This window comes from Lachnoclostridium sp. An169 (genome assembly GCF_002160525.1).
In the GTDB taxonomy this organism is placed as follows: Bacteria; Bacillota; Clostridia; order Lachnospirales; family Lachnospiraceae; genus Mediterraneibacter; species Mediterraneibacter cottocaccae.
The window spans coordinates 41,998-63,488 of record NZ_NFKT01000021.1; the positions used below are offsets into that span (position 1 = coordinate 41,998).

Genomic DNA, 21,491 nt, shown 5'->3' on the forward strand with positions numbered 1-21,491 from the left:
GCCGTCCATTTCAGAGTAGTCTCATAATTCTTCCACTGGATGGTATAACCTTTCGCATTTGTATTCTGGTGAAATCTTTCTCCTAAATAATCAGTTACAGATCCTCCCATACCATATTCCTGCTTTAAAAATTCTGCTTTTTCCTTATTGCTGTGTTCTTGCAGAAAATAGGAGTAAATTCTGTATTTGCCATGTTCAAAGGAAGAACCGGCCTGCAGGGTATGGTCAATGATTTCCTGTGGCATAGAAAAAGCAGGAGATTCCTCTCCTGCCAGTTCTTCTAATAATGACTGTTGTTCTGCCACCGTTGGCTGTGGTTCTGCAGTCGGTTCCTGCCTTTCCTCTTCCGGCTGTGGTTCTTGTCCGGTTAACTGTAGATCAGTTCTCTCATCACGATCTCTTCCGCTGCCTGCCGGATGTTGTTCATCCACTGTACCCACGCCATCTGGTCTTTCGCTTTCAGTTCCTCTGTCACGCCCCAGGCTGTTTTCATCTGTTCTGTCAGGACTTCCATCCGCTCCTGTGCCTCTCGCTGCACTTCGTTCAGATGGCGGTTCAGTTCTCCTTTTGTCAGCAGGTTCAGATACATCCCGTACCGGTAATTTTTCAGATAAGTTTGACGGAGGGAAGCGTACTTCCCACGGTGTACTTCCGGTTCGTCCGGCACGGTCAGATCCGGAAGAAGATAATCGCCCTGTCTGCTGTATGTGATCGCTCTCATGTGTAACGCCCCTTTCTGTAATCCGTTCTCTGTTTTCGCTTTCATTATATCGGTCTGTCTCTTTCCCGGCAAAGGTGCGACTATTCTTTCTCTCTGCCTTTCTCAGCTTATTGACAGTATCGGAAATCTCGGATAATGCCATTTCCGCCACATCACTGGCCGCAACACCAAACAGATTGACCATTTCCGGCGTATTAAAGTCCGTGATATTCCGGAAGTCCTCTGTATCCAGATACAGGTCGGTATCCACGCCGCACCGTACCATGACCATATAAGCAACACTGGCCGATAAAAGCTGGCGGGCCTCCACCTCCACGTTGTACTCGTCCACCTCTTCCAGATAGCTGTTCTTTCGTCCTGAGAGCAGATCCGGCAGATAATCCGCAAGGTTATCTTCTGCCGCAATCTTTGCCGCCTCCAGTATGGTTTCCGCAAATCCTGTCACTGTTTCGTCCACGCTAAAGGCATTGGCAAGGGTTTCTCTCACATCCGGCTGATATTCTTCTGGCACTTCCCACAATGGCACTGGCCGGAGCAGACGGCGGTAACGTCCTTCCTGCGTATCTGAAACGTCATAATAGTATTTCAAGCTCAGTTTCGGGCTGTCCTTGTCAAAAACTGCGATTCCTTTGGAATCCCGCTTTACCCACCGCCCAAACTTCTCATTCCAGACTTTCATAGGCAGCACTGCGGACGCCTCCGGGCGCTGTGCATAGATTAGAATCTGGTCATCAAAAGGCAGCCGGAAGTTCCTGCAGGCAGAGCGCAGGAAAGACAGCCAGTTTTCCGGACTGGCAGTTACTTCTTTTACAGTCTCTACATAAAGATCTGTGATCAAGTCATATTTCTTCTTTGCCATACATCCCTGCCTCCTTTCCGTTTTGTCTCACTCATGGGCCGATAACAAATCCCATTCTTTTCCATCTGCTTTGCAAACTGGCGAATATTCTTGCACCTTCCGTCTATTTCCACCTGTTCCTCACTGTGATAGCGGCAGAAAGCGCAGGAGCAATCCCCGTTGTCATACTCCAGACGCAGAAAAGAACTGTCCGGAAGAGAAAAAAGTGGGTTTCCCCGGCTGTCCGTAAAGCAGATCATTTTTTCACTGCTCATATCTCCCCGCCTCCCAAAAATGTTATGAACTTTCCGGCTTTTACTGCTTTCTGGATCTCATTGATCATCCCGATTTCTGCTACTGTGATCCCCGGCAGAGACAAAATATCATCCATTGTCATATTTAAAACTGCTTTTTCATTGTCAAATCCCGCCTCCATCAGCTTTGAGAGGGAGCGGACAGCCTTATTGTTGATCTGTGCCAACTTCCACACCTCCTTTCAGTCCGTTTCTGCTCTTTCTCACGCATAGTCCTCATCCTCGCTTTCTTCCATGACCTTCCTCCCATAAGGCGTAAACGTATACCAGCCCGTCCGGTCAGACTGTCCTTTGTTCCACTCGCCTTTTATGAGGACGCCTGCCCGTTTCAGCCTTGCAAGGCCCGTGCTGACCATATGTTTTGTCAGATGAGGCATACGGATCAGAAACATTTTCCGGCTGCAGCACATCCAGGTTTCCCCGTCATACCGGCAGCGTCCATGAAATTCATTCTCTTTTATTTCCGTCCAGATTGCCTCCGCAAGCAAAGCTGCGGCTATCCCATACCGTCTGGCAATCCCAGTATTAAACTTCTGTATCAATGGCTTTTCCTCCTTTCGTCCGGTATGTAAAGAGGCGGCTTACCGCCGCCTCCTGTCACGTTCTGTCTATTTCTTCCGGTTCCGCAGATTCAGCCAGATCAAGGCTCCTGCGATAAATGCCACTAAAATGACCGTGATCCATATCTTTGCGTTCATGCCTTATCTTCTCCTTTCCTTTTTCTCATTTTCACTGCTGTCAGAATACCAAAGGCTGCCACGCCTGCTCCGGACAGGGCAGATAACCCGATCCACAGGCCCGGCCTGCTGTCATCTCCGGTCTTCGGTGTCGTGATCAGTTCCTCCGGGATCTTTTCATTCGTCATAGTGGCCTTTACGATCTGTCCGTCCTCCTTGATCTCAAAGGCGTATTCGGACTCATCAATCTCATAGCCTTCCGGCGCATTATACTCCTGATAGGTGTATTTTCCATACCGCAGAGTAAAGATGGCGATCCCGTTCTCATCTGTTACACCTGTGGCGACGATATTCCCATCCTCGTCCTTAATGCGGAATCCGGCATTTGGAAGAGGTTTCCCGTCTGCAACGTCTGTCTTGGTCAGTTCCAGTTTTCCGGTAATCGGCTGGTTGATAAAGCCAACGCCTGCCTCATTTTCCACATCTACGATCTTTCCGTCCTCACTGATCTCAAAGTAATAGGCGTTCTCATCCAGCTTGAAGCCTTCTGGGGCAGTCTTTTCTTTCACAAAATATCCTCCGTAGAGCAGACCGTCCGTCTGGTAAATGCCCTCTGAGATTTCCGGGATTTCTCCCACAAGTTCATCCTTTTCGGTCAGTTTCTGGTCTTTGTCCGTATCTGCATACAACTCAAATACAGCGCCCGTCAGCTTGTTCGCCGGATATTCTGCGTCCACTTTTGTCAGACGGACACTGCCCTCAATGAGTTTGTTGATCAGCTCCACCTCGATCACTTCCTCATCTTCCGTAACCGATACATAGTGGAGGGCCTCATTCAGCACATATCCTTCCGGGCTTGCGATCTCCCGGACGATCCATCTGCCAAACGGTACATCCTCAAATGCAAAGGCTCCGTCCTCATCAGAAGTAGTTACCATTAAGGCAGTATCTTCCGTAAATTCTTCTGCACCTGCGGAAAACAGGCCAATCGTTGCGCCTTCCAGTGCCTCCCCGTCCGTGTCTACTTTCCGTCCGGAGATCTTTCCCCGGATCAGTTCATTCTCAATGGCATTTCCCTCATTTGCGGAAATATGGACAACAGCGGTATCCTGCCCCTGGTAGGTAAAGTCCACAGGATAGGTTTCTTCTGACAGAAGATAATGCTGGTCAGTGGCAACTTCTTTCACATAATACTTGCCAAAAGGCAGGTCTGTCTGAAATGCGGCGGTTCCCTCTGTACTGCAGAACACGATCTCGATCAGACCGTCCGCCGGAATCACGGAACCGTCCGCTGCTGTCAGATCCTCTGCAGCATACAGGCCAAAGGCCACGTTCTGGATCTCTCCTGCACTTCCGATCCCAAAGATTTCATCCTGTTCCAGTGTCTTTGTAAGGTCAACCGTCACTTTCTGTCGCTCATTATAGAAAGCGGTGTCCGCCTCTGTTACAGATACTTCCTGTCCGGCATATGTCAGCTCCGCCTCATGGGTTTCTGTATTCAGCACCAGACCTTCCGGCGCTGTCTTTTCCACGATCTGATATTTCCCCAGATACAATTCTTTTGTCTCTGCCTTGCCTTCCTCATCTGTGGTAATGGTATCCACTACATCCCCGGCGTTTGCCCGCACAGTTCCGTCCGGCGTCACAATGTCCTCGGCGGCGATCACTTCATATACCGCCCCAGCCTGCCCGGTTACTGCATAAACAGGCGTGTAGATGTTCTCGCCTTCCGCAAGGTTCCCGTCTTTGTCCACCACACCGTCTCCAAACACCTGCACAGAGGAGAACTCCTCGCCGGTTTTTGTCACAAGGATCTTGCCTTTCTGCGGCATATCCTCTTTTTCCACCGTGATCACGGTCACTCCGCTGTCCTCCCCGGACTGTTCTTCGGATACCGTGAATGGAACCGGCGTACTGTCCAGTACATACCCGTAAGGAGCCTGTACCTCCACTAATGTGTAATTTCCATAAGGCAGTACCTCCGGTGTAATCAGATAACCGTCACTTCCGGTATAGAAAGTATCCAGCTTTGTGACTTCCGGATAGGTATACTGCATGGTCACAAGGTTCCCGGATTCGTCATAGATCTGGAACCCGGCTCCCGCAAGGGGGATGGTGTTTCCCGTTTCTGCGTCTTTCTTGACTACTTTGATATAGGATTCAAACAGGCGGTTGTTGATGAGGTAGCGGTAAACTTCTCCGTCACTGCTGATATACACATCAAAGTCTCCGATCATCTCCCGGCCTTCCCAGCCTTTTGTCTGGTGTACCGTATAAATGCCATAAGGCAGGTCTTTCGTCTCGGCATATCCGTTCTCATCACACACCAGCGTATCCCGCTCGCTGTCCTTTGCCCTGTCATAGCTGCCTGCACTCTTTAAATACACCTGGAACTCTGCACCTTCCTCCGGTGTTTCGATCTGCGTACTTCCGTCATCCGTGTGCTTGATGATAGAAATCCTTCCCTTTATGACCTGCTCATTCACGTCATTGGAAGTATCGTTCAGCTCCACGGTATAAAGAGTTGCCTCTGCTCCCACATGGTAGGAAGTCTCGTCCAGCAGATACCCTTCGGACGGGCTGATCTCCCGGATTGTCCAGTTATCTCCACACACATAATATTTCGAAGTAAAACTGCCATTGCTGTCCGTGGTGTAAGTGTCAATCAGTGTATCCCCGTCATAAATCCCGTACACTGCGCCTGCCAGCGTAGCGTCTCCCTGCGGGATTCCTGTCTCCCGGTCTGTCTTTGTGGCCGTTACCCGGAATTTTTTCAGTACGTTATGGACGGTGGCATTGGTTACTTCGTTCCAGTTGACAGTCACGTTCTGGGCCGCCGGAACCACATAGCGGTCTGCTGTCTCCACTTCCTCCAGCGTATAGGGCGTATCGCCGGAGATCAGAATATTAGAAAATGTAGCAACACCTGTGCTGTCCGTAACCGCATATTCATCCACCGGGATACCGGAAAGAGAGGTTCCGTAGAGATGGAACTTCATGCCTTCCACCAGACCGTCCTCAGAAGTCTTGGTCACTTTCAAGTCTCCACGCTTGAGGATATTGGAAAAGTCCACGGTAGCGGTTTCCCCGCCTTTGACCTCCACAGTCTTCGCTTTCTGCGGTTCATATCGGTTCTCTGTCAGCTCTGTTACCGTGTAAGTTCCCGGCTGAAGGTTCTCCACTTTGATCGTTCCATCCTCCCCGGTTGTCACGGTCTGATCAATCCCGTTGCCCGTGATCTGGAATTGTAATCCGGCCACCACACCGTCCTCCGATGTTTTCACAATCTGAACGTGGCCATAAGGAATCTTCACATTCAGATATGCCTGCACCGCTGCTGTATTCTCCACGCCTGTAACCACGTCCTGTAAAGACGGATCTCCATAGGCAATCAGCTTTGCGCTGCTGCTCACTGTGGGGATCTTCTTGTTTGCGGACAACTGCACGTTCCCGGCAATCGCTTTACTGGATGTGATGGTCAGTGTGTTTCCGGATGTGCTGACTTTCACATCACTGTTGGATGATGTGAAATTGAATTTCGACAGGACTCCATTGGTGTCTGTCAGTTTCAGCACATATTGGTTTCCGTCCCATTTCAGTTCCTGCGGAGTGCTGTCTGTACTGCCGGACGCAAAACTGGGGATGGTTCCGTGGCTGACCATGCCGGAAATAATCTGGTTATACGCCGCTGCCACACCACTGTTCGCTCCGCCTACGCAAAGACTGTTATAGAATTTGGCGTCTGTCTGGGCATAGGGGGCGGTGGCATTCCTGCACCCGGTCACGATCTCCCAGATGACCATCTGTGTCGCAAGGACTTTCTCATCTTCCGTGCCGGACAGACTGCCCATACTGCCCTGTGCGCCATACAAAAGTGCAAGGTTTACAGCGTCCTGTTTCTCTTTCCATAATTTTGAAATTAAGTTCTCATTAAAACCTCCTAAAAACAGATTGTCTCTATATCTAAAAATAGTATGGCTATGTATGATTCCCGATTATTAAACGGGAATTTCCTCCTCTTCTGTTTCTAATCTTTTATCCTCAATCACATCATAAAAATCAAAAATGAATTCTGAGGCAAAAACTTCCTGTAGCTCTTCCATTTTTTCCAACTGTGTGATTTCCTGCGGCCATTCCATTCCGGCAATGCCAAACAATCCTCTCATCATATGGAAAGCCTCGCTGATTCTGCCGGTATCAACCAACGCAGCTATGGCAAAATAAATATCGTCCATATCCGAGATTTTCTGGCTATTGGAAAACAGTTTTTCGATCAAGGGCAGTGTATAGGCCCCGGAAATCAGATTTGCAGTGTTTCTTACATCTTTGATCTTGTTGTCATCATTCTTCATTGACATTTCCTCTCTTTCTTTAAATCTGGCAAAAGCCATATATTTATAGAACGCAAAAAAGCCGCCTGCTCTCTACTACAAAGAACAAACGGCCTTTTGCAAAATCTATCCATATTCATTTATTCATAAACAGCGTTTGCCTGTTTTTTCTGCTGATAACTTATGATAATTTGGGGGAAGATACACTCACTCACGTTCAAATTTGGGGGATAGCGTTATCCCCCAAAAAGAAATGGCACGCAAACTTCTCCTGTTCATTTCAGAAGAAAGAGGCGAAGTTTCACATGACATTTGGGGGATAGCCTTCCCCCAACTCTTCCCCCAAAAATCCCCCAAATTTGCCCGTAAAAAGCAATAATTTATGATACTTTACGGATTCGCTCCGGAACGCAGAAAAGCCCTTGAAAATGCCCATTTTACGGGATTTTCAAGGGCTTTACGCACCTTTGGTTTTAGGAAATTACATTCCCATCTGCTTTGCAACTTCCTCAGCAAAGTTCTCTTCTTTCTTCTCGATTCCTTCGCCTGTCTCAAAACGTACGAACTTCGTAACTTTCACATTTGCGCCGTTCTCTTTTGCAACCTTGTCCACATATTTTGCAACAGTCAGGTCGCTGTCCTGAACGTATACCTGATCAAGCAGGCAGTACTCTTTCATCTCTTTGTTCAGACGTCCGATGATCATCTTCTCGATGATATTGTCCGGTTTCTCCGGGTTCTCTTTCTTAGCCTGAGCAAGAAGAATCTCTTTCTCGTGATCAAGGAATTCCTGGGAAACCTCATCGCGGGATACATACTTCGGAGACATAGCTGCAACCTGCATAGCCACATTCTTCAGGCATGCCTTGATCTCGTCGTTTACAACGTCTGTATCAGCAACTACAAGGACACCGATACGTCCGCCGCCGTGGATGTAGGAAACAACACATCCGTTGTCTGCTGTAACTCTCTCGAATCTTCTGATGTTCAGGTTCTCTCCGATCACTGCGATCTTCTCAACAAGAGCATCCTTCACAGTCTTGGACGGATCAGCAGCCCATGGCTCAGCCATAAATGCATCCATATCAGCCGGGTTGGAATCTACAACCTGGTTTACAACTGTCTCAACAAATCCCTGGAACTCATCGTTCTTTGCAACGAAGTCTGTCTCGGAGTTTACTTCCACGATAGCTGCTACCTTGTCATCTTTAACAACGGTCTTAACAATACCCTCAGCAGCGATTCTTCCTGCCTTCTTCTCAGCCTTTGCCTGTCCGTTCTTTCTCAGGTACTCAACTGCGGCATCCATATCTCCGTTTGTCTCGGAAAGAGCTTTCTTGCAGTCCATCATTCCTGCGCCTGTCATCTCTCTTAATTCTTTTACCATTCCTGCTGTAATTGCCATGATAACATTCCTCCATTTTCATATTTATCTTCCAGGCAGTATACCCCCAGATCAGTCCTGCCTGTTCTCTCAAAAAATGCTCCAACCTGCTGTGACAGGCTGAAGCATTACAATCCGGATATTACTCTTCTACAGCCTCTTCAGCTACTTCTTCTGCTGCTTCCACTTCCTCAGCAGCATTGTCATCATAATATTCTTCCTCAGCTGTTGCTCCCTGATTAGCCTCGATAACAGCGTCTGCCATCTTGGAAACGATCAGTTTAACAGCTCTGATTGCATCGTCATTTCCCGGGATAACGTAATCCAGTTCTTCCGGATCACAGTTTGTATCGCAGATACCGATCAGTGTAATGCCAAGAGTATGTGCTTCCTGAACACAGATTCTCTCTTTCTTCGGATCAACAACGAAGATTGCATCCGGAAGTCTCTTCATCTCCTTGATTCCGCCAAGGTTCTTCTCGAGCTTCTCCCACTCTTTCTTGATCGCGATAACTTCCTTCTTCGGAAGTACGTCGAATGTTCCGTCTTCAGACATAGCCTCGATCTCTTTGAGACGTTTGATACGGCTCTGGATGGTCTTGAAGTTTGTGAGCATACCGCCCAGCCATCTCTCATTTACATAGAACATTCCGCAACGCTCTGCCTCTGTTCTGATCGCATCCTGAGCCTGCTTCTTTGTTCCTACGAAAAGGATCGTGCCGCCCTCTGCAGCAATGTCGGAAACGGCTTTGTATGCATCGTCAACCATTCCTACAGATTTCTGCAGGTCAATGATGTAAATACCATTTCTCTCTGTGTAGATGTACGGAGCCATTTTCGGGTTCCATCTTCTTGTCTGATGTCCGAAATGAACACCGGCTTCCAGTAACTGTTTCATTGAAATAACGCTCATGTTTCTTCCTCCATTTGGTTTTTAAGCTTCCGCATGTTTTATTTTCCCTGAGACCGTCCGGCTGCTGCCGGCTTAGGCACCGTCATGGAAATCCGCATACGTGTTTTTTTGCAACGTGTGTAGTATATCACAGAACCCCGGGCATTGCAAGCAGTTTTTCGCTGTATTTCCCCACATTTTTCCAACATTTCACCAATATTTTTCCGGCTTTTTCCCGACTCGCAAAAGGACTGCCGCATCTCTGCGGCAGTCCCGTCACTCACAGGTTCTCTCAATCCTGTGTGCTGTCTTAAATTTTAATTCTTCTAAAACCTTATGTAATCCACCACGCGGACGGATGTAACTCTTACGGTCATTCCCGGCTTCGGGGCCTCGATCATCTGTCCGTTTCCTATATAGATAGCAACATGTCCCGGTTTCCAACAGATATCTCCCGGCTGCGGGTTGCTCACCACAGTACCTGCCGCGCGAATATCACCGCTTGTTCTCGGAATGGAGATGCCTGCCTGTCTGTAGCACCACTGCACCAGACCGGAACAGTCAAGTCCTACACCCGGTGTGGAGCCGCCCCACACATAGGGAACTCCGATCTGTGAATAAGCAGCGCTTACAATAATCTGTCCTGCACTCTGATTATAGTCCGGTACGAAATTACTGCTGCCGGAGCTGGAAGAAGAACCGGAACTGCTTCCGCCGGAACTGCCGTTGCTGTTACTATTGCTGCTTCCGCCGCTGTTGCCGCCGCTTTCTCCCGCCGATTCGTTGCTGCTGTTCGAACTGTTGTTATGGTTCTGCTGCGCTTCCTGCTGACGGCGGGCTTCCTCTTCCTGTTTCTTTCGCTCTTCTTCCTGTCTCTTTCTCTCTTCTTCAGCCTTCCTTGCCGCCTCTTCCGCCGCTTTTCTCACAGCTTCGTCGATCTGTGCATCCAGATCCTCAACCTCAGCGCTCTTCTCCTGGATCGTTGCATCCAGTTCATCCTGCTGCGCTTCAAACTCTGTCTGGGACTGCTGAAGCTGACTCTGCTTCTCTTTCAGAGAAGTCTGAAGGTCTTCTACCTTCTGAACCGTAGCTGCATATTCCTCAAGCTTTTCCCTGTCATAGTCATGTACCTGCTGGGAATACTCTGCCTGAGTCAGCATGCTTGACATATCACCTGAAGTAAGTACCTTCTCCATAGTGGCAGTGCCGCTGCCGTTCTCATACATATATTTAATACGAAGCTTCATCGCTTCATACTGCTGTTCTTCCTCTTCCTGTGCAACCTTGAGATCCTCCTCTGTCTGAGAGATCTCCTCACCCGTCTCAATCAGCTGATTCTCCAGTTCTGTGATCTTTGATATGATACTGTTCAGCTGTGACTGCAGGCTGCTCACTTCATTCTGGACCGCCTCTTTCTGATTCTTCAGATCATCGATCTCATCTGCGAAAACAGGTGTTACCGCAAGTGAGCACGTAAGTGCTGTCGCCAGGAATACACTGCCTACTCTTTTTAATTTCATCTTTCCACCTATCCTTATTTTTATATCTATGTCCCCACATATATGCATAATCATACACCATCAGACAGTTTTTTTCAACAACATTCCATGAAAAATGCATTTTTTCGGGCACAAAAAAGTTCCAACTCAATATGTAATAAATTATAATAAATAGTAGCGGAAATTTCAACACATTTTTAACATTTTTGTAATATTTTTATCTGGAAATTTCTTCCTGAGGCAATCCCAGATTCCGTCTGCTGCTCTGTGTATTGCCCCCTGAGCCATGAAAAAAAGGAAACCACCGGTCGGATCCTGATATACTCCCCTGTCCGGTGATTTCCTTATTTTATATTCTATGTGATTCCTTACAGTTTTTCATCTGCTTTACACGGAAATAAACTTCATGCCTTTTACTGAACAGACAGGTTCGTATATCCCATCAGGCTTTCATCCACCTCGCGTGCCGCTTCACGTCCTTCCCGGATTGCCCACACTACAAGGGACTGTCCCCGGTGCATATCTCCGGCGGTAAACACGTTCTTTACATTTGTGGAATATTTGCCGGAAGCTGTCTTTACATTTGTACGTCCGTCCACTTCCACGCCGAAAGCTTTCGTGACATAATCCTCGCTTCCCAGGAAACCTGCCGCAATCAGCACCAGATCTGCGGGAACGGTATACTCGCTGCCCGCGATCTCTGTCATAACCGTCCTTCCCGTCTTCTCGTCCTTCTTCGGCTCAAGCTTTACGAGGACAGCCTTGCAGAGTTTTCCTTTTTTGTCCTTGACAAATTCCTTCACTGTAGTTGTGTAGACTCTCGGATCCTTGCCGAACACCGCGATTGCCTCCTGCTGGCCGTAATCCGTCTTGCAGATCCTGGGCCACTCCGGCCAGGGGTTGTTCTCCGCTCTCTCATCCGGCGCTTTCGGCATCATCTCCAGCTGCAGCACGGATTTTGCTCCGTGGCGGATGGATGTTCCCACGCAGTCATTGCCGGTGTCTCCACCGCCGATGACGATGACGTGTTTTCCTTTTGCAGAAATGTAATCGCCGTCTTTCAGCTCCATATTGTTTGACCAGAGAGCTTTCGTCGTGGACTTCAGGAAATCCACGGCAAAGTAAATTCCCTCTGCCTCACGCCCCGGAGCCTTGATGTCTCTCGGATTGGATGCGCCGCAGGCAAGTACAACTCTGTCATAGTCCTTGAGAAGCTGTGCCGGCTTTACATCTTTTCCCACATTGCAGCTGACGCGGAACTCAATTCCTTCTTCTTCCATGATCTTGATCTTCCGGTCAATATACTGTTTCTCCAGCTTCATGTTGGGGATACCGTAGCGGAGCAGTCCGCCCGGCTTGTCCTCCCGCTCGAAAACAGTCACGGAATGTCCTCTGCTGTTGAGCATATCTGCCACAGTCAGTCCTGCCGGACCGGAACCGATCACCGCGATCTTCTTTCCCGTGCGGACTTTCGGCGGACGCGCTTTTGCATATCCCGTCTCGTATGCATTCTCAATGATCGCATACTCATTGCTCTTCGTCGCTACCGGGTCCTCGTTCAGTCCGCAGGTACATGCATTCTCGCACAGTGCCGGGCATACCCGTGCGGTAAACTCCGGGAAATTGTTTGTCTTTGCGAGGCGGTAATACGCCTCCTCCCAGTTTCCGTTATAGATCAGGTCGTTCCACTCCGGCACCAGGTTGTGCAGCGGACACCCGCTGGCCATCCCCATCAGGTTCTGGCCGGACTGGCAGAACGGCACGCCGCACGCCATGCACCGTGCCCCCTGGATCTCCTGTTCTTCCTTGGAAAGCGGAGTGTAAAACTCATTGAAGTGCTTTATCCTCTCAAGAGGCTGCTCCGCCGTCTTGTCCTGTCTTGCATAATCCATAAATCCTGTTGGTTTTCCCATTTTCGGCCGCCTCCTTACTTTCCGCTCTTAATCTTGTTAAATGCTTCAATCTGTGCCTTTTCCCTGCTTAAGCCCTTCTCTTCCATCTGGATGATGGCTGCCATCATCTTCTCATAATCCTCCGGAATGATCTTCTTGAATTTCGGCAGGTACTCTGCAAAGTTGTCGAGGATCTTCTTGCCGATCTCGGAGTTTGTATAGGCAACATGCTCCTGGATCATATTTTTCAGTTCCTGGACATCATACTTGTCCGTTACGCGCTCGATATTTACCATGGCCTTGTTGACCTTCTTGTAAAGAGTGCTGTCCATATCGAGTACATAGGCGATTCCGCCGCTCATTCCGGCCGCGAAGTTCTTTCCGGTCTGTCCCAGAATCACCACGCATCCGCCGGTCATGTACTCGCAGCCGTGGTCGCCGACGCCTTCCACAACTGCGCGGACACCGGAATTTCTCACACAGAAACGCTCTCCCGCAACACCGCCGATAAAGGCCTTGCCGCTTGTCGCTCCGTAGAACGCAACGTTTCCTATTATAATATTCTCATCAGACTTGAATTTGATTCCGCTCGGCGGGCATACTACCAGTTTTCCGCCGGAGAGGCCTTTTCCGAAGTAATCGTTGCTGTCGCCGGTAAGTTCCAGAGTCAGTCCCTTCGGAATGAATGCGCCGAAGCTCTGTCCGCCTGCTCCCTTACACTTGATGACGAAGCTGTCCTCCGGCAGTCCGTCCGGATATCTCCTCGTAATCTCTGAACCGAAGATCGTTCCGAAGGTACGGTCCGTATTGGTCACGTCCACCTCCAGGCTTCTCTTCTGTCCTTTCTCCAGAGCCGGAAGGAGCTGTTTTACAAGAACTCTTTCATCCAGAGTCTTGTTCAGTTCAAAGTCATATACTTTCTTCGGGTTGAAAATCATGCCTTTCTTCTCTTCCGCATACGGATTGTAGAGCACGCTGGTCAGATCCAGGGATGCCGCGCGGCTGGAAGTCGGAGTATCCTTCACTTTCAGAAGATCGGTTCTTCCAACCAGTTCATCCACCGTGCGCACGCCCAGTTTCGCCATATATTCTCTTAATTCTTCCGCGATGAAGCGCATGAAGTTTATCACGTATTCCGGTTTTCCGGTGAAACGTTTCCGCAGTTCCGGATTCTGGGTGGCTACGCCCACCGGACAGGTATCCAGGTTGCAGACACGCATCATCACGCAGCCCATGGTCACAAGCGGTGCTGTGGCAAATCCGAACTCTTCTGCTCCGAGCAGGGCAGCGATGGCCACGTCGCGTCCGCTCATCAGCTTGCCGTCCGTCTCGATACGCACGCGCTCGCGCAGACCGTTCTGAATCAGTGTCTGGTGTGTCTCCGCAAGTCCAAGCTCCCAGGGAAGTCCCGCATTCTGGATGGAACTTCTCGGTGCCGCTCCGGTTCCTCCGTCGTATCCGGAGATCAGGATGACTCCCGCTCCCGCCTTGGCAACGCCGGCAGCAACCGTTCCCACGCCTGCCTCGGACACAAGTTTTACGGAAATTCTTGCATTTTTATTGGCGTTCTTGCAGTCGTAAATGAGCTGTGCCAGGTCCTCGATGGAGTAGATATCGTGGTGCGGCGGCGGTGAGATCAGGCTCACACCCGGCGTGGAGTGACGGGTCTTTGCAATCCACGGATATACCTTTCCTCCCGGAAGGTGTCCGCCCTCGCCCGGTTTTGCTCCCTGGGCCATCTTGATCTGGATCTCCTGGGCGCTCACCAGATATCTGCTGGTCACGCCGAAACGTCCGGAAGCCACCTGCTTGATGGCAGAACAGCGGTCTGTGTCAAGGCGTTCAATGTCCTCCCCGCCCTCACCGGAGTTGGACTTTCCATGGAGACGGTTCATGGCAATAGCCAGCGTCTCGTGGGCTTCCTTGGAAATGGAACCGTAGGACATGGCTCCCGTCTTGAAACGGGTAACAATGGAATCCACGCTCTCCACTTCCTCCAGAGGCACTCCTTTCTTCGGATAGTTGAAGTCGAGCTGTCCTCTTAAGTTGATCTTCTCGCCTTCCTCATCCACCATCCTGGTATACTCTTTAAACATCTCGTAATCGCCGCGCCTCGTGGACTGCTGCAGCATGTGAATGGTCTGGGGATTGTAGAGATGCTCCTCCCCGCCGCTCTTGTATTTGTGCTGTCCCACACTGTCCAGCGTCATATCAACGCCCAGTCCGAGCGGATCAAATGCCTCTGTGTGGAATGCGGTGTAGTCCTCGGCGATCTCCTCGATGCCGATTCCGCCCACACGGCTCACCGTATCAGTAAAGTAACGGCTGATAAAGTCTTCTTTCAGTCCGATCGCCTCGAAGATCTTCGCGCCCTGGTAGGACTGGATCGTAGAGATTCCCATCTTTGAGGCAATCTTGATGATTCCGTGAATCACCGCGTTGTTGTAATCGTCTACTGCTGCATAGTAATCCTTGTGCAGAAGTCTCGCCTCGATCAGCTGACGGATTGACTCATGCGCCAGATAGGGGTTGATCGCACATGCGCCGTAGCCGAGCAGCGTGGCAAAGTGGTGTACCTCTCTGGGCTCGCCGCTCTCCAGGATCATGGCAACAGAAGTTCTCTTCTTCGTGCGCACCAGGTGCTGCTGAAGTCCGGATACCGCCAGAAGGGACGGGATCGCCACATGGTATTCATCCATATCCCTGTCTGTAAGGATCAGGATGTTGGCTCCCTCACGGATCACTCTGTCTACCTCGATAAACAGATACTCGATCGCCTTCTCAAGGCTTGTGTTCTTATAATAGGTAATCGGGATCTCCGCCACCTTGAATCCGTCCACCTTCATGTTTTTGATCTTCAGAAGGTCTGTATTGGTAAGGATCGGGTTGTCCACCCGCAGCATCTTACAATTTTCCTCTTTCTTCTCAAGCAGGTTTCCGTCTTTTCCCACATAGATCGTCGTGGATGTGACAATCTCCTCGCGGATCGCGTCGATAGGCGGGTTTGTCACCTGCGCGAAAAGCTGTTTGAAATATCCGAACAGCGGCTGGCGCTTTCTCGAGAGCACCGAGAGCGGCGCGTCGATTCCCATGGCAGCGATTCCCTCACCGCCGTTCTGTGCCATGGTAAGGATGGATTCTCTCACATCCTCATAGGAATATCCGAAAGCTTTCTGAAGCTGGGTACACTCCTCTTTCGTATATTTCGGGATATCCTTGTTGGGGATCTTCAGATCTTTCAGGCGGATCAGGTTGCGGTCCAGCCATTCCCCGTAAGGCTCCTCGTTTGCATATTTTTCTTTCAGTTCCTCATCGTCGATCACTCTTCCTGCGACAGTGTCCACAAGAAGCATCTTGCCCGGATGGAGACGTTCTTTTACAAGGATCTTCGTGGGATCGATGTCAAGGACGCCCACCTCGGAAGAGAGGATCAGGTTGTCATCATCTGTAATGTAGTATCTTGACGGTCTGAGTCCGTTTCTGTCCAGAACCGCTCCCATCACATCTCCGTCGGAGAACAGGATGGACGCCGGTCCGTCCCATGGCTCCATCATGGTCGCATAATACTGATAGAAATCCTTCTTGTTCTGGGACATACTGCGGTTGTTTACCCATGGCTCCGGAATGGCGATCATCACTGCCAGCGGCAGCTCCATACCGCTCATCACCATGAATTCCAGGGCGTTGTCCAGCATCGCGGAGTCGGAACCGGATGTATTGATCGCCGGAAGCACCTTGTGGAGCTCGCCTTTTAAGCAGCCCGCCTCCATGGTCTCCTCTCTGGCGCGCATCTTGTCCGCATTTCCGCGGATCGTGTTGATCTCACCGTTATGTACGATGAAACGGTTCGGATGCGCCCTCTGCCAGCTGGGTGCCGTGTTGGTACTGAATCTGGAATGTACCATGGCGATGGCAGACTCAAAATCCTCATCCTGGAGATCTCCGAAGAACTGACGGAGCTGCCCTACCAGGAACATTCCCTTATATACAATCGTACGGCTTGAAAGAGAGACAACATAAGTATCGTCGCTGCTCTGCTCAAACACACGTCTTACCACATAAAGGCGGCGGTCAAAGGGCAGACCCTTTTCGATCTTCTTCGGCCGCTCGATAAATGCCTGCATAATACAGGGCATGCAGTCCACTGCGGTCTTTCCGAGGATCTCCGGATGAATCGGCACTTCCCTCCAGCCCAGGAATTTTAACCCTTCCTTCTTGACAATCACTTCGAAAATATTTTTCGCCTGATTGCGCTTCAGCTCATCCTGAGGAAGGAAAAACATTCCCACGCCGTAGTCTCTCTCCCCGCCCAGTTCAATGCCGAGAGGGGTACAGACTTTTTTGAAAAACCTGTGGGAAACCTGCAGAAGAATTCCCACACCGTCTCCGGTCTTGCCTTCCGCGTCTTTTCCTGCCCTGTGCTCCAGGTGCTCCACGATCTCGAGAGCGCCCGCGACAGTGCTGTGGCTTTTTACGCCTTTTATATTTACAATAGCGCCGATCCCACAGTTATCGTGTTCAAAACTTTCGCGATACAGTCCCTGCGGACTTTTCTTCTCATCTTTCATAGTCGCTGTCCTTTCCTTTCATTTTTTACTTTTACAAATATACATGATTTTCTTTTCCCTGTAAACAGGAAAATCTTTGATATTATCTGATAATTCGACTTTATTTTAATTTTCTTTTTATTTTCTGATAATTCTAATTCTGAACAAACATTAATAATTTTTCCTGATATTTGTCCTCTTCCCTTTTATTTCCAGAAAAAACATCAATTTTCACGCATAGAAAAAGCGGCGGATTTTTAATTCCGCCGCACTCAATTTAAAATTGTATTTTTATAAGTACAATCTGATTTTTCTTCTGTTTCCGCTGTATGCCATCTTCATCCGCTGTATCATCCGTTTATTCGCATACCGCTCACATAAAATCGAAAGGACTGCCGTCCTGCTCCTTTTTCGGCTTTTCCGGCGGGTTCGGATCCCCCCAGTCCCGCATTTTCTGAATCAGGACAAACATCGCCGAACAGATAAACGCGCTGACAATCACCGCTGCCGCCATCCGTTCCGCGCCGCCTCCCAGCCAGTCGAACACGCCGGTCTCCGTGAACACCACCGAACCGCTGTTCAGCAGGATGTGCAGGAAAACCGGTGCTTTCACCGAGCCGAACTTCTCATACAGATAGGAGAGAAGGATTCCCAGAAGGAAGCTGTACACAAGCTGTATCATGTTGGTATGCATCAGTGCAAAGAACACCGAAGACCAGAGCGCCGAGTAGAAAAACCCCCTGTTTTCCCTGTACCTGCGGAACATCACACCCCGGAACATCATTTCCTCCGCAACCGGCGAAATAATGCCAAGACAGATCAGTTCCACCGGGAAGGAAGAACTGTACACCGCCGCCGTCGCGTCCTGGTACTGCGGATCATAAAGGACAAGCTGTACCATTGCCGACAGGCATGTCACTCCGATGCATCCGACAATTCCCATAACCGCCACCGGCCAGTATTTCGAGACCGGCGCTTTCTTCCACTGAGGAATGTTGTACGTGACTTCCAGCTGTCTGTCCTTCCGAAAGAGAATCACCGTCATAATCAGAGTGCCGAGGGCGGCTGCCGCAGTGATCTGTGCCTGGTAACTCATCACCTGCCTCAGCAGCGTCTCCATCGCCGATACATAGAACTCGGCAAATTCTTTCTGTGAAGAGACACTGCCCGAACTCAGTTCTCTGAGCATATCCGACATCGTCGGGACGGCGATCACAAGCTCCACCACCACAATCACAGCCATCTGGATCAGCCAGTACCCGAGCAGAGGTCCCGCCAGGGACCAGAATGAACTTTTTCTGCGAATTTGATTCATCTACAGATTCCCCGCTTTCTCAAGAATCCACTCCCTCATAGCACTGCTCTTTCCATTTGCCGTTCCCTGGACCATCTCCGGCCTGCCTCCGCCTTTTCCGTCAAACGCAGCATTGAACTCCTTCGCCAGAGCCCGCACATCCGCCTTTCTGCTTCCGATAACATAGCGGTAGCCATCCTCATCGTTTCCGCCGAATACAGCGCACAGCACCCGGTCCTTTTCAAGCACGGAGTTCATCAGAAGCCGCATGGAATCCATGTTTCCCTCTTCCACGAACTCACAGACAACCGCCGCATCATCCGAGATATTCTGCGCTTTCATCAGGACTATTTTTTTCTCCTTTTCCCCCAGTTCATATTTCAGGGCAGAACATTCTTCCCTCAGATGAGAAACCGCCCCGGCAATCTCATTTTCCTTTGCGCAGAGCATGGCAGAGATCTTTCCTGCCTCCTGCTGCTTCTTTTCATAATCCAGAAGAGCCCGGATACCGCAGAGCATGGTAACACGGACGCCGCCCTTGTACCTCTGCACATTTGTCAGCTTGATCACGCCGATCTCACCGGTGTACTTCACATGGGGCGCACAGCAGGCGCAGACATCGTACCCCGGAATCACAACGATCCTGACCTGTCCTTCGATCTCGATCTTGCTCCGGTATTCCATCTTCTCCAGCTCTTCCTCCGTGGGATAAAGCACCTGCACTTCCAGATTTTCCCAGACCGCCCGGTTCGCCTCCCGCTCAATCCCGAGCAGATCTTTCTCCGTCAGTTCTCCGTTGAAATCCATGGTGCAGTCTTCACTTCCAAGATGGAACCCTACATTATTATAGCCATATTTCCCATGCACCAGTCCGGAGACGATATGCTCTCCGGTATGCTGCTGCATCTTCATAAAACGCTCTTCCCAGTCAATCTTCCCTGTCACCTGTTCTCCCATTTCCAGAGGAGCATCTGTAATATGGAAGATATGTCCGTCTTTCTCCCGGACATCCAGTACACGGGCGCCGCCGAGCACACCTTTGTCGGAATACTGTCCGCCTCCTTCCGGAAAGAAAGCCGTGCGGTCCAGCTCCACCTCGTACTTCCCGGCATCCCCGCTCTCTGCCTTTTCCCGGCCGTCGTCCTTTCCGCAGGGACGGCAGGCAGTCACCGCCGCCGTAAATTCACGCAGATGACTGTCCCGGTAAAATAATTTTTCTGTCATTTCTTTCTTCTACATCCTTTCCGGAGCTTCGAATCCAAGCAGGTCAATACATGTCTCAAGCACGCGCTTTGCGAGAACAAGAAGAGCGATATACCCTGCCTTCTTCTCCTCATCTTCCTCGGAGAGGATCTTTGTCTCGTGATAGAACTTGTTGAACTCATTCGCCAGTTCGTAAATATAGGCGCAGATCTTGTGGGGCGCTGTCTCGGAATACACCGTGTTAATCACATCGTTGAACTTGAGTACCTGCAGCATCAATGATTTTTCGTATGCATCTGCTGCCGGAGTAATGCAGATATTTTCCAGGCTTCCGCCGTTTTCCGTATATTTATTCAGGATCGACTTGATCCGGACAATCGTATACAGAATATACGGTCCTGTATTTCCCTCAAAGGATGTAAACCGGTCCACATCGAAAATATAGTCCTTGGAAGCCTGGTTCGACAGATCCCCGTACTTGATAGCTGCAAGACCGACAGTCTCCGCGGTCTTCTTCGCATCCTCTTCCTCCACGGTCCGGTTGTCGATGATCTTCTTGTACATCTCCTCATCGATCTCCCGGATCAGGTTCTCCAGACGCATTACCCCGCCCTCTCTCGTCTTGAAGGGCTTTCCGTCTTTCCCGTTCATGGTTCCGAATCCGAGGAATTTCAGCTCTGTCTCCGGGCGGACAATCCCCGTCTTCTTCGCGCAGCGGAACACCTGGATGAAATGGAGCTCCTGCCGCTTGTCCACTACATAGATCACCTCGTCCGGATGATAGTCCTGCTCCCGTTCCACAAGAGTCGCCAGATCGGTTGTATCATACAGTGCCGCGCCGTCTGACTTGAGGATCATGCAGGGAGGCACTTCCTTATTGTCCGTCTCTTCCTGGACGTCAACCACCAGAGCGCCCTCATCGTAGCGCGCATAGCCTTCGCTCTTCAGACGTTCCACCATATCCCGGATGTACTGCTGGGCGTCCGCCTCCCCTTTCCAGAGATCGAACTCCACGTTCAGCTTCTCATAGTTTTTCTTCAGGTCTGTCACCGATACATTCATAATATGGTTCCAGATCGCCCGGTATCCCCGGTATCCATTCTGCAGAAGATAGGTAGCATGCAATGCTTCCTCTCTGTAATCTTCGTGTTCTTTCGCGTAGGCACTTGCCGTGGGATAGATCTCTTCCAGCTCGCTGATCGTAAACGGAGCCTCCTTCGGATACTCACCTTCAAAACTCTCGTCAAAATAGGGCAGGTCCGGCCTGCGCTTTTTCAGCTCGGTGATAATCAGCCCCATCTGGTATCCCCAGTCTCCCAGGTGAATATCTCCGATCACTTTATTGCCCTTATATCTCATGATGCGCTTGACGCTCTCTCCGATGATCGCCGAGCGCAGATGTCCGACATGGAGCGGCTTCGCCACATTCGGTCCGCCGTAATCAATGATAACAGTGCGGGGATTCTCCTCTTCCTCCACACCGAGTTTTTCTTCTTTCGCCATGTCATTCAGATAGCGTGCTACATATTCCGGCGCCAGTTTCAGATTGATAAATCCCGGTTTCACTACCTCCGCCGACTCAAAGCAGGCACTGTCTTTCAGTCCCGCCACAACTTCCTCCGCAATCATAAACGGAGCTTTCTTATACTTCTTCGCCCCCGCCATCGCACCATTGCACTGGTACTCGCACAGATCCGGACGGTTGGACAATGTCACCTTCGCAAGCTCCTCATCATATCCCGCGCTGCGGAAGGCCTCTCTCATCTCTATGCTGATCAGATCCAGTAATGTCTTCAAATTTCATTCACTCTCCTTTGTCTGGAGCGTCCTGTGTATACGGACGCTATCTTAATAAGTATAACATGCATGGTTTGCGGCGGCAATGTAAAATTTGTACCC

The 21,491-nt window shown here is 50.1% G+C and carries 13 protein-coding genes and 1 pseudogene; all 14 read right to left on the bottom strand.

What is annotated here, in order from left to right; genetic code table 11:
• Positions 1-367 precede the first annotated feature (367 nt).
• The 14 genes and pseudogenes from B5F07_RS22855 to argS all read right to left on the bottom strand — a co-directional run bounded on the left by B5F07_RS22855 (position 368) and on the right by argS (position 21,389).
• Positions 368-766 carry a TnpV protein gene (locus B5F07_RS22855; protein ID WP_330397837.1) on the bottom strand — a complete coding sequence of 133 codons (399 nt, stop codon included), beginning with the start codon at positions 764-766 and terminating at the stop codon, positions 368-370.
• Positions 767-1,555: 789 nt separating this feature from the next.
• A complete protein-coding gene (locus tag B5F07_RS14450; protein ID WP_087161989.1) occupies positions 1,556-1,834 on the bottom strand; it encodes a hypothetical protein in 279 nt (92 codons plus the stop codon).
• Positions 1,831-2,040: a hypothetical protein gene (locus B5F07_RS14455; protein ID WP_087161990.1), complete on the bottom strand. Its 210-nt coding sequence runs from the start codon at positions 2,038-2,040 to the stop codon at positions 1,831-1,833. The genes B5F07_RS14450 and B5F07_RS14455 overlap by 4 nt, the downstream gene beginning before the upstream one ends.
• A gap of 36 nt (positions 2,041-2,076) precedes the next feature.
• Entirely contained in the window at positions 2,077-2,415 is a 339-nt protein-coding gene (locus B5F07_RS14460; RefSeq protein WP_087161991.1) for a hypothetical protein, read from the bottom strand.
• Between the two features lie 152 nt (positions 2,416-2,567).
• Positions 2,568-6,461: pseudogene (locus tag B5F07_RS14465) on the bottom strand (SpaA isopeptide-forming pilin-related protein); the annotation flags it as partial.
• Positions 6,462-6,548: 87 nt separating this feature from the next.
• Positions 6,549-6,785, bottom strand: a complete 237-nt coding sequence (locus B5F07_RS22370; protein ID WP_140398029.1) for a hypothetical protein — start codon at positions 6,783-6,785, stop codon at positions 6,549-6,551.
• A 577-nt stretch (positions 6,786-7,362) separates the two neighbouring features.
• Positions 7,363-8,286, bottom strand: a complete 924-nt coding sequence (gene tsf, locus B5F07_RS14475; RefSeq protein ID WP_087161994.1) for a translation elongation factor Ts — start codon at positions 8,284-8,286, stop codon at positions 7,363-7,365.
• Between the two features lie 121 nt (positions 8,287-8,407).
• Positions 8,408-9,178: a 30S ribosomal protein S2 gene (gene rpsB / locus B5F07_RS14480; RefSeq protein WP_087161995.1), complete on the bottom strand. Its 771-nt coding sequence runs from the start codon at positions 9,176-9,178 to the stop codon at positions 8,408-8,410.
• A 305-nt stretch (positions 9,179-9,483) separates the two neighbouring features.
• Positions 9,484-10,677 carry a C40 family peptidase gene (locus B5F07_RS14485; RefSeq protein WP_191404261.1) on the bottom strand — a complete coding sequence of 398 codons (1,194 nt, stop codon included), beginning with the start codon at positions 10,675-10,677 and terminating at the stop codon, positions 9,484-9,486.
• Positions 10,678-11,069: 392 nt separating this feature from the next.
• Positions 11,070-12,569, bottom strand: coding sequence for a glutamate synthase subunit beta (locus B5F07_RS14490; protein WP_087161996.1), 1,500 nt, complete (start codon positions 12,567-12,569; stop codon positions 11,070-11,072).
• Between the two features lie 14 nt (positions 12,570-12,583).
• The gene (gltB, locus tag B5F07_RS14495; protein ID WP_087161997.1) at positions 12,584-17,116 is read right to left on the bottom strand and encodes a glutamate synthase large subunit; all 4,533 of its coding nucleotides are present in this window, start codon (positions 17,114-17,116) and stop codon (positions 12,584-12,586) included.
• Between the two features lie 352 nt (positions 17,117-17,468).
• Entirely contained in the window at positions 17,469-18,410 is a 942-nt protein-coding gene (locus B5F07_RS14500; protein ID WP_087161998.1) for a CPBP family intramembrane glutamic endopeptidase, read from the bottom strand.
• Positions 18,411-19,613 carry an alanyl-tRNA editing protein gene (locus tag B5F07_RS14505; RefSeq protein ID WP_087161999.1) on the bottom strand — a complete coding sequence of 401 codons (1,203 nt, stop codon included), beginning with the start codon at positions 19,611-19,613 and terminating at the stop codon, positions 18,411-18,413.
• 9 nt (positions 19,614-19,622) lie between these two features.
• Positions 19,623-21,389, bottom strand: coding sequence for an arginine--tRNA ligase (gene argS / locus B5F07_RS14510; protein WP_087162000.1), 1,767 nt, complete (start codon positions 21,387-21,389; stop codon positions 19,623-19,625).
• Between the last annotated feature and the right edge of the window lie 102 nt (positions 21,390-21,491).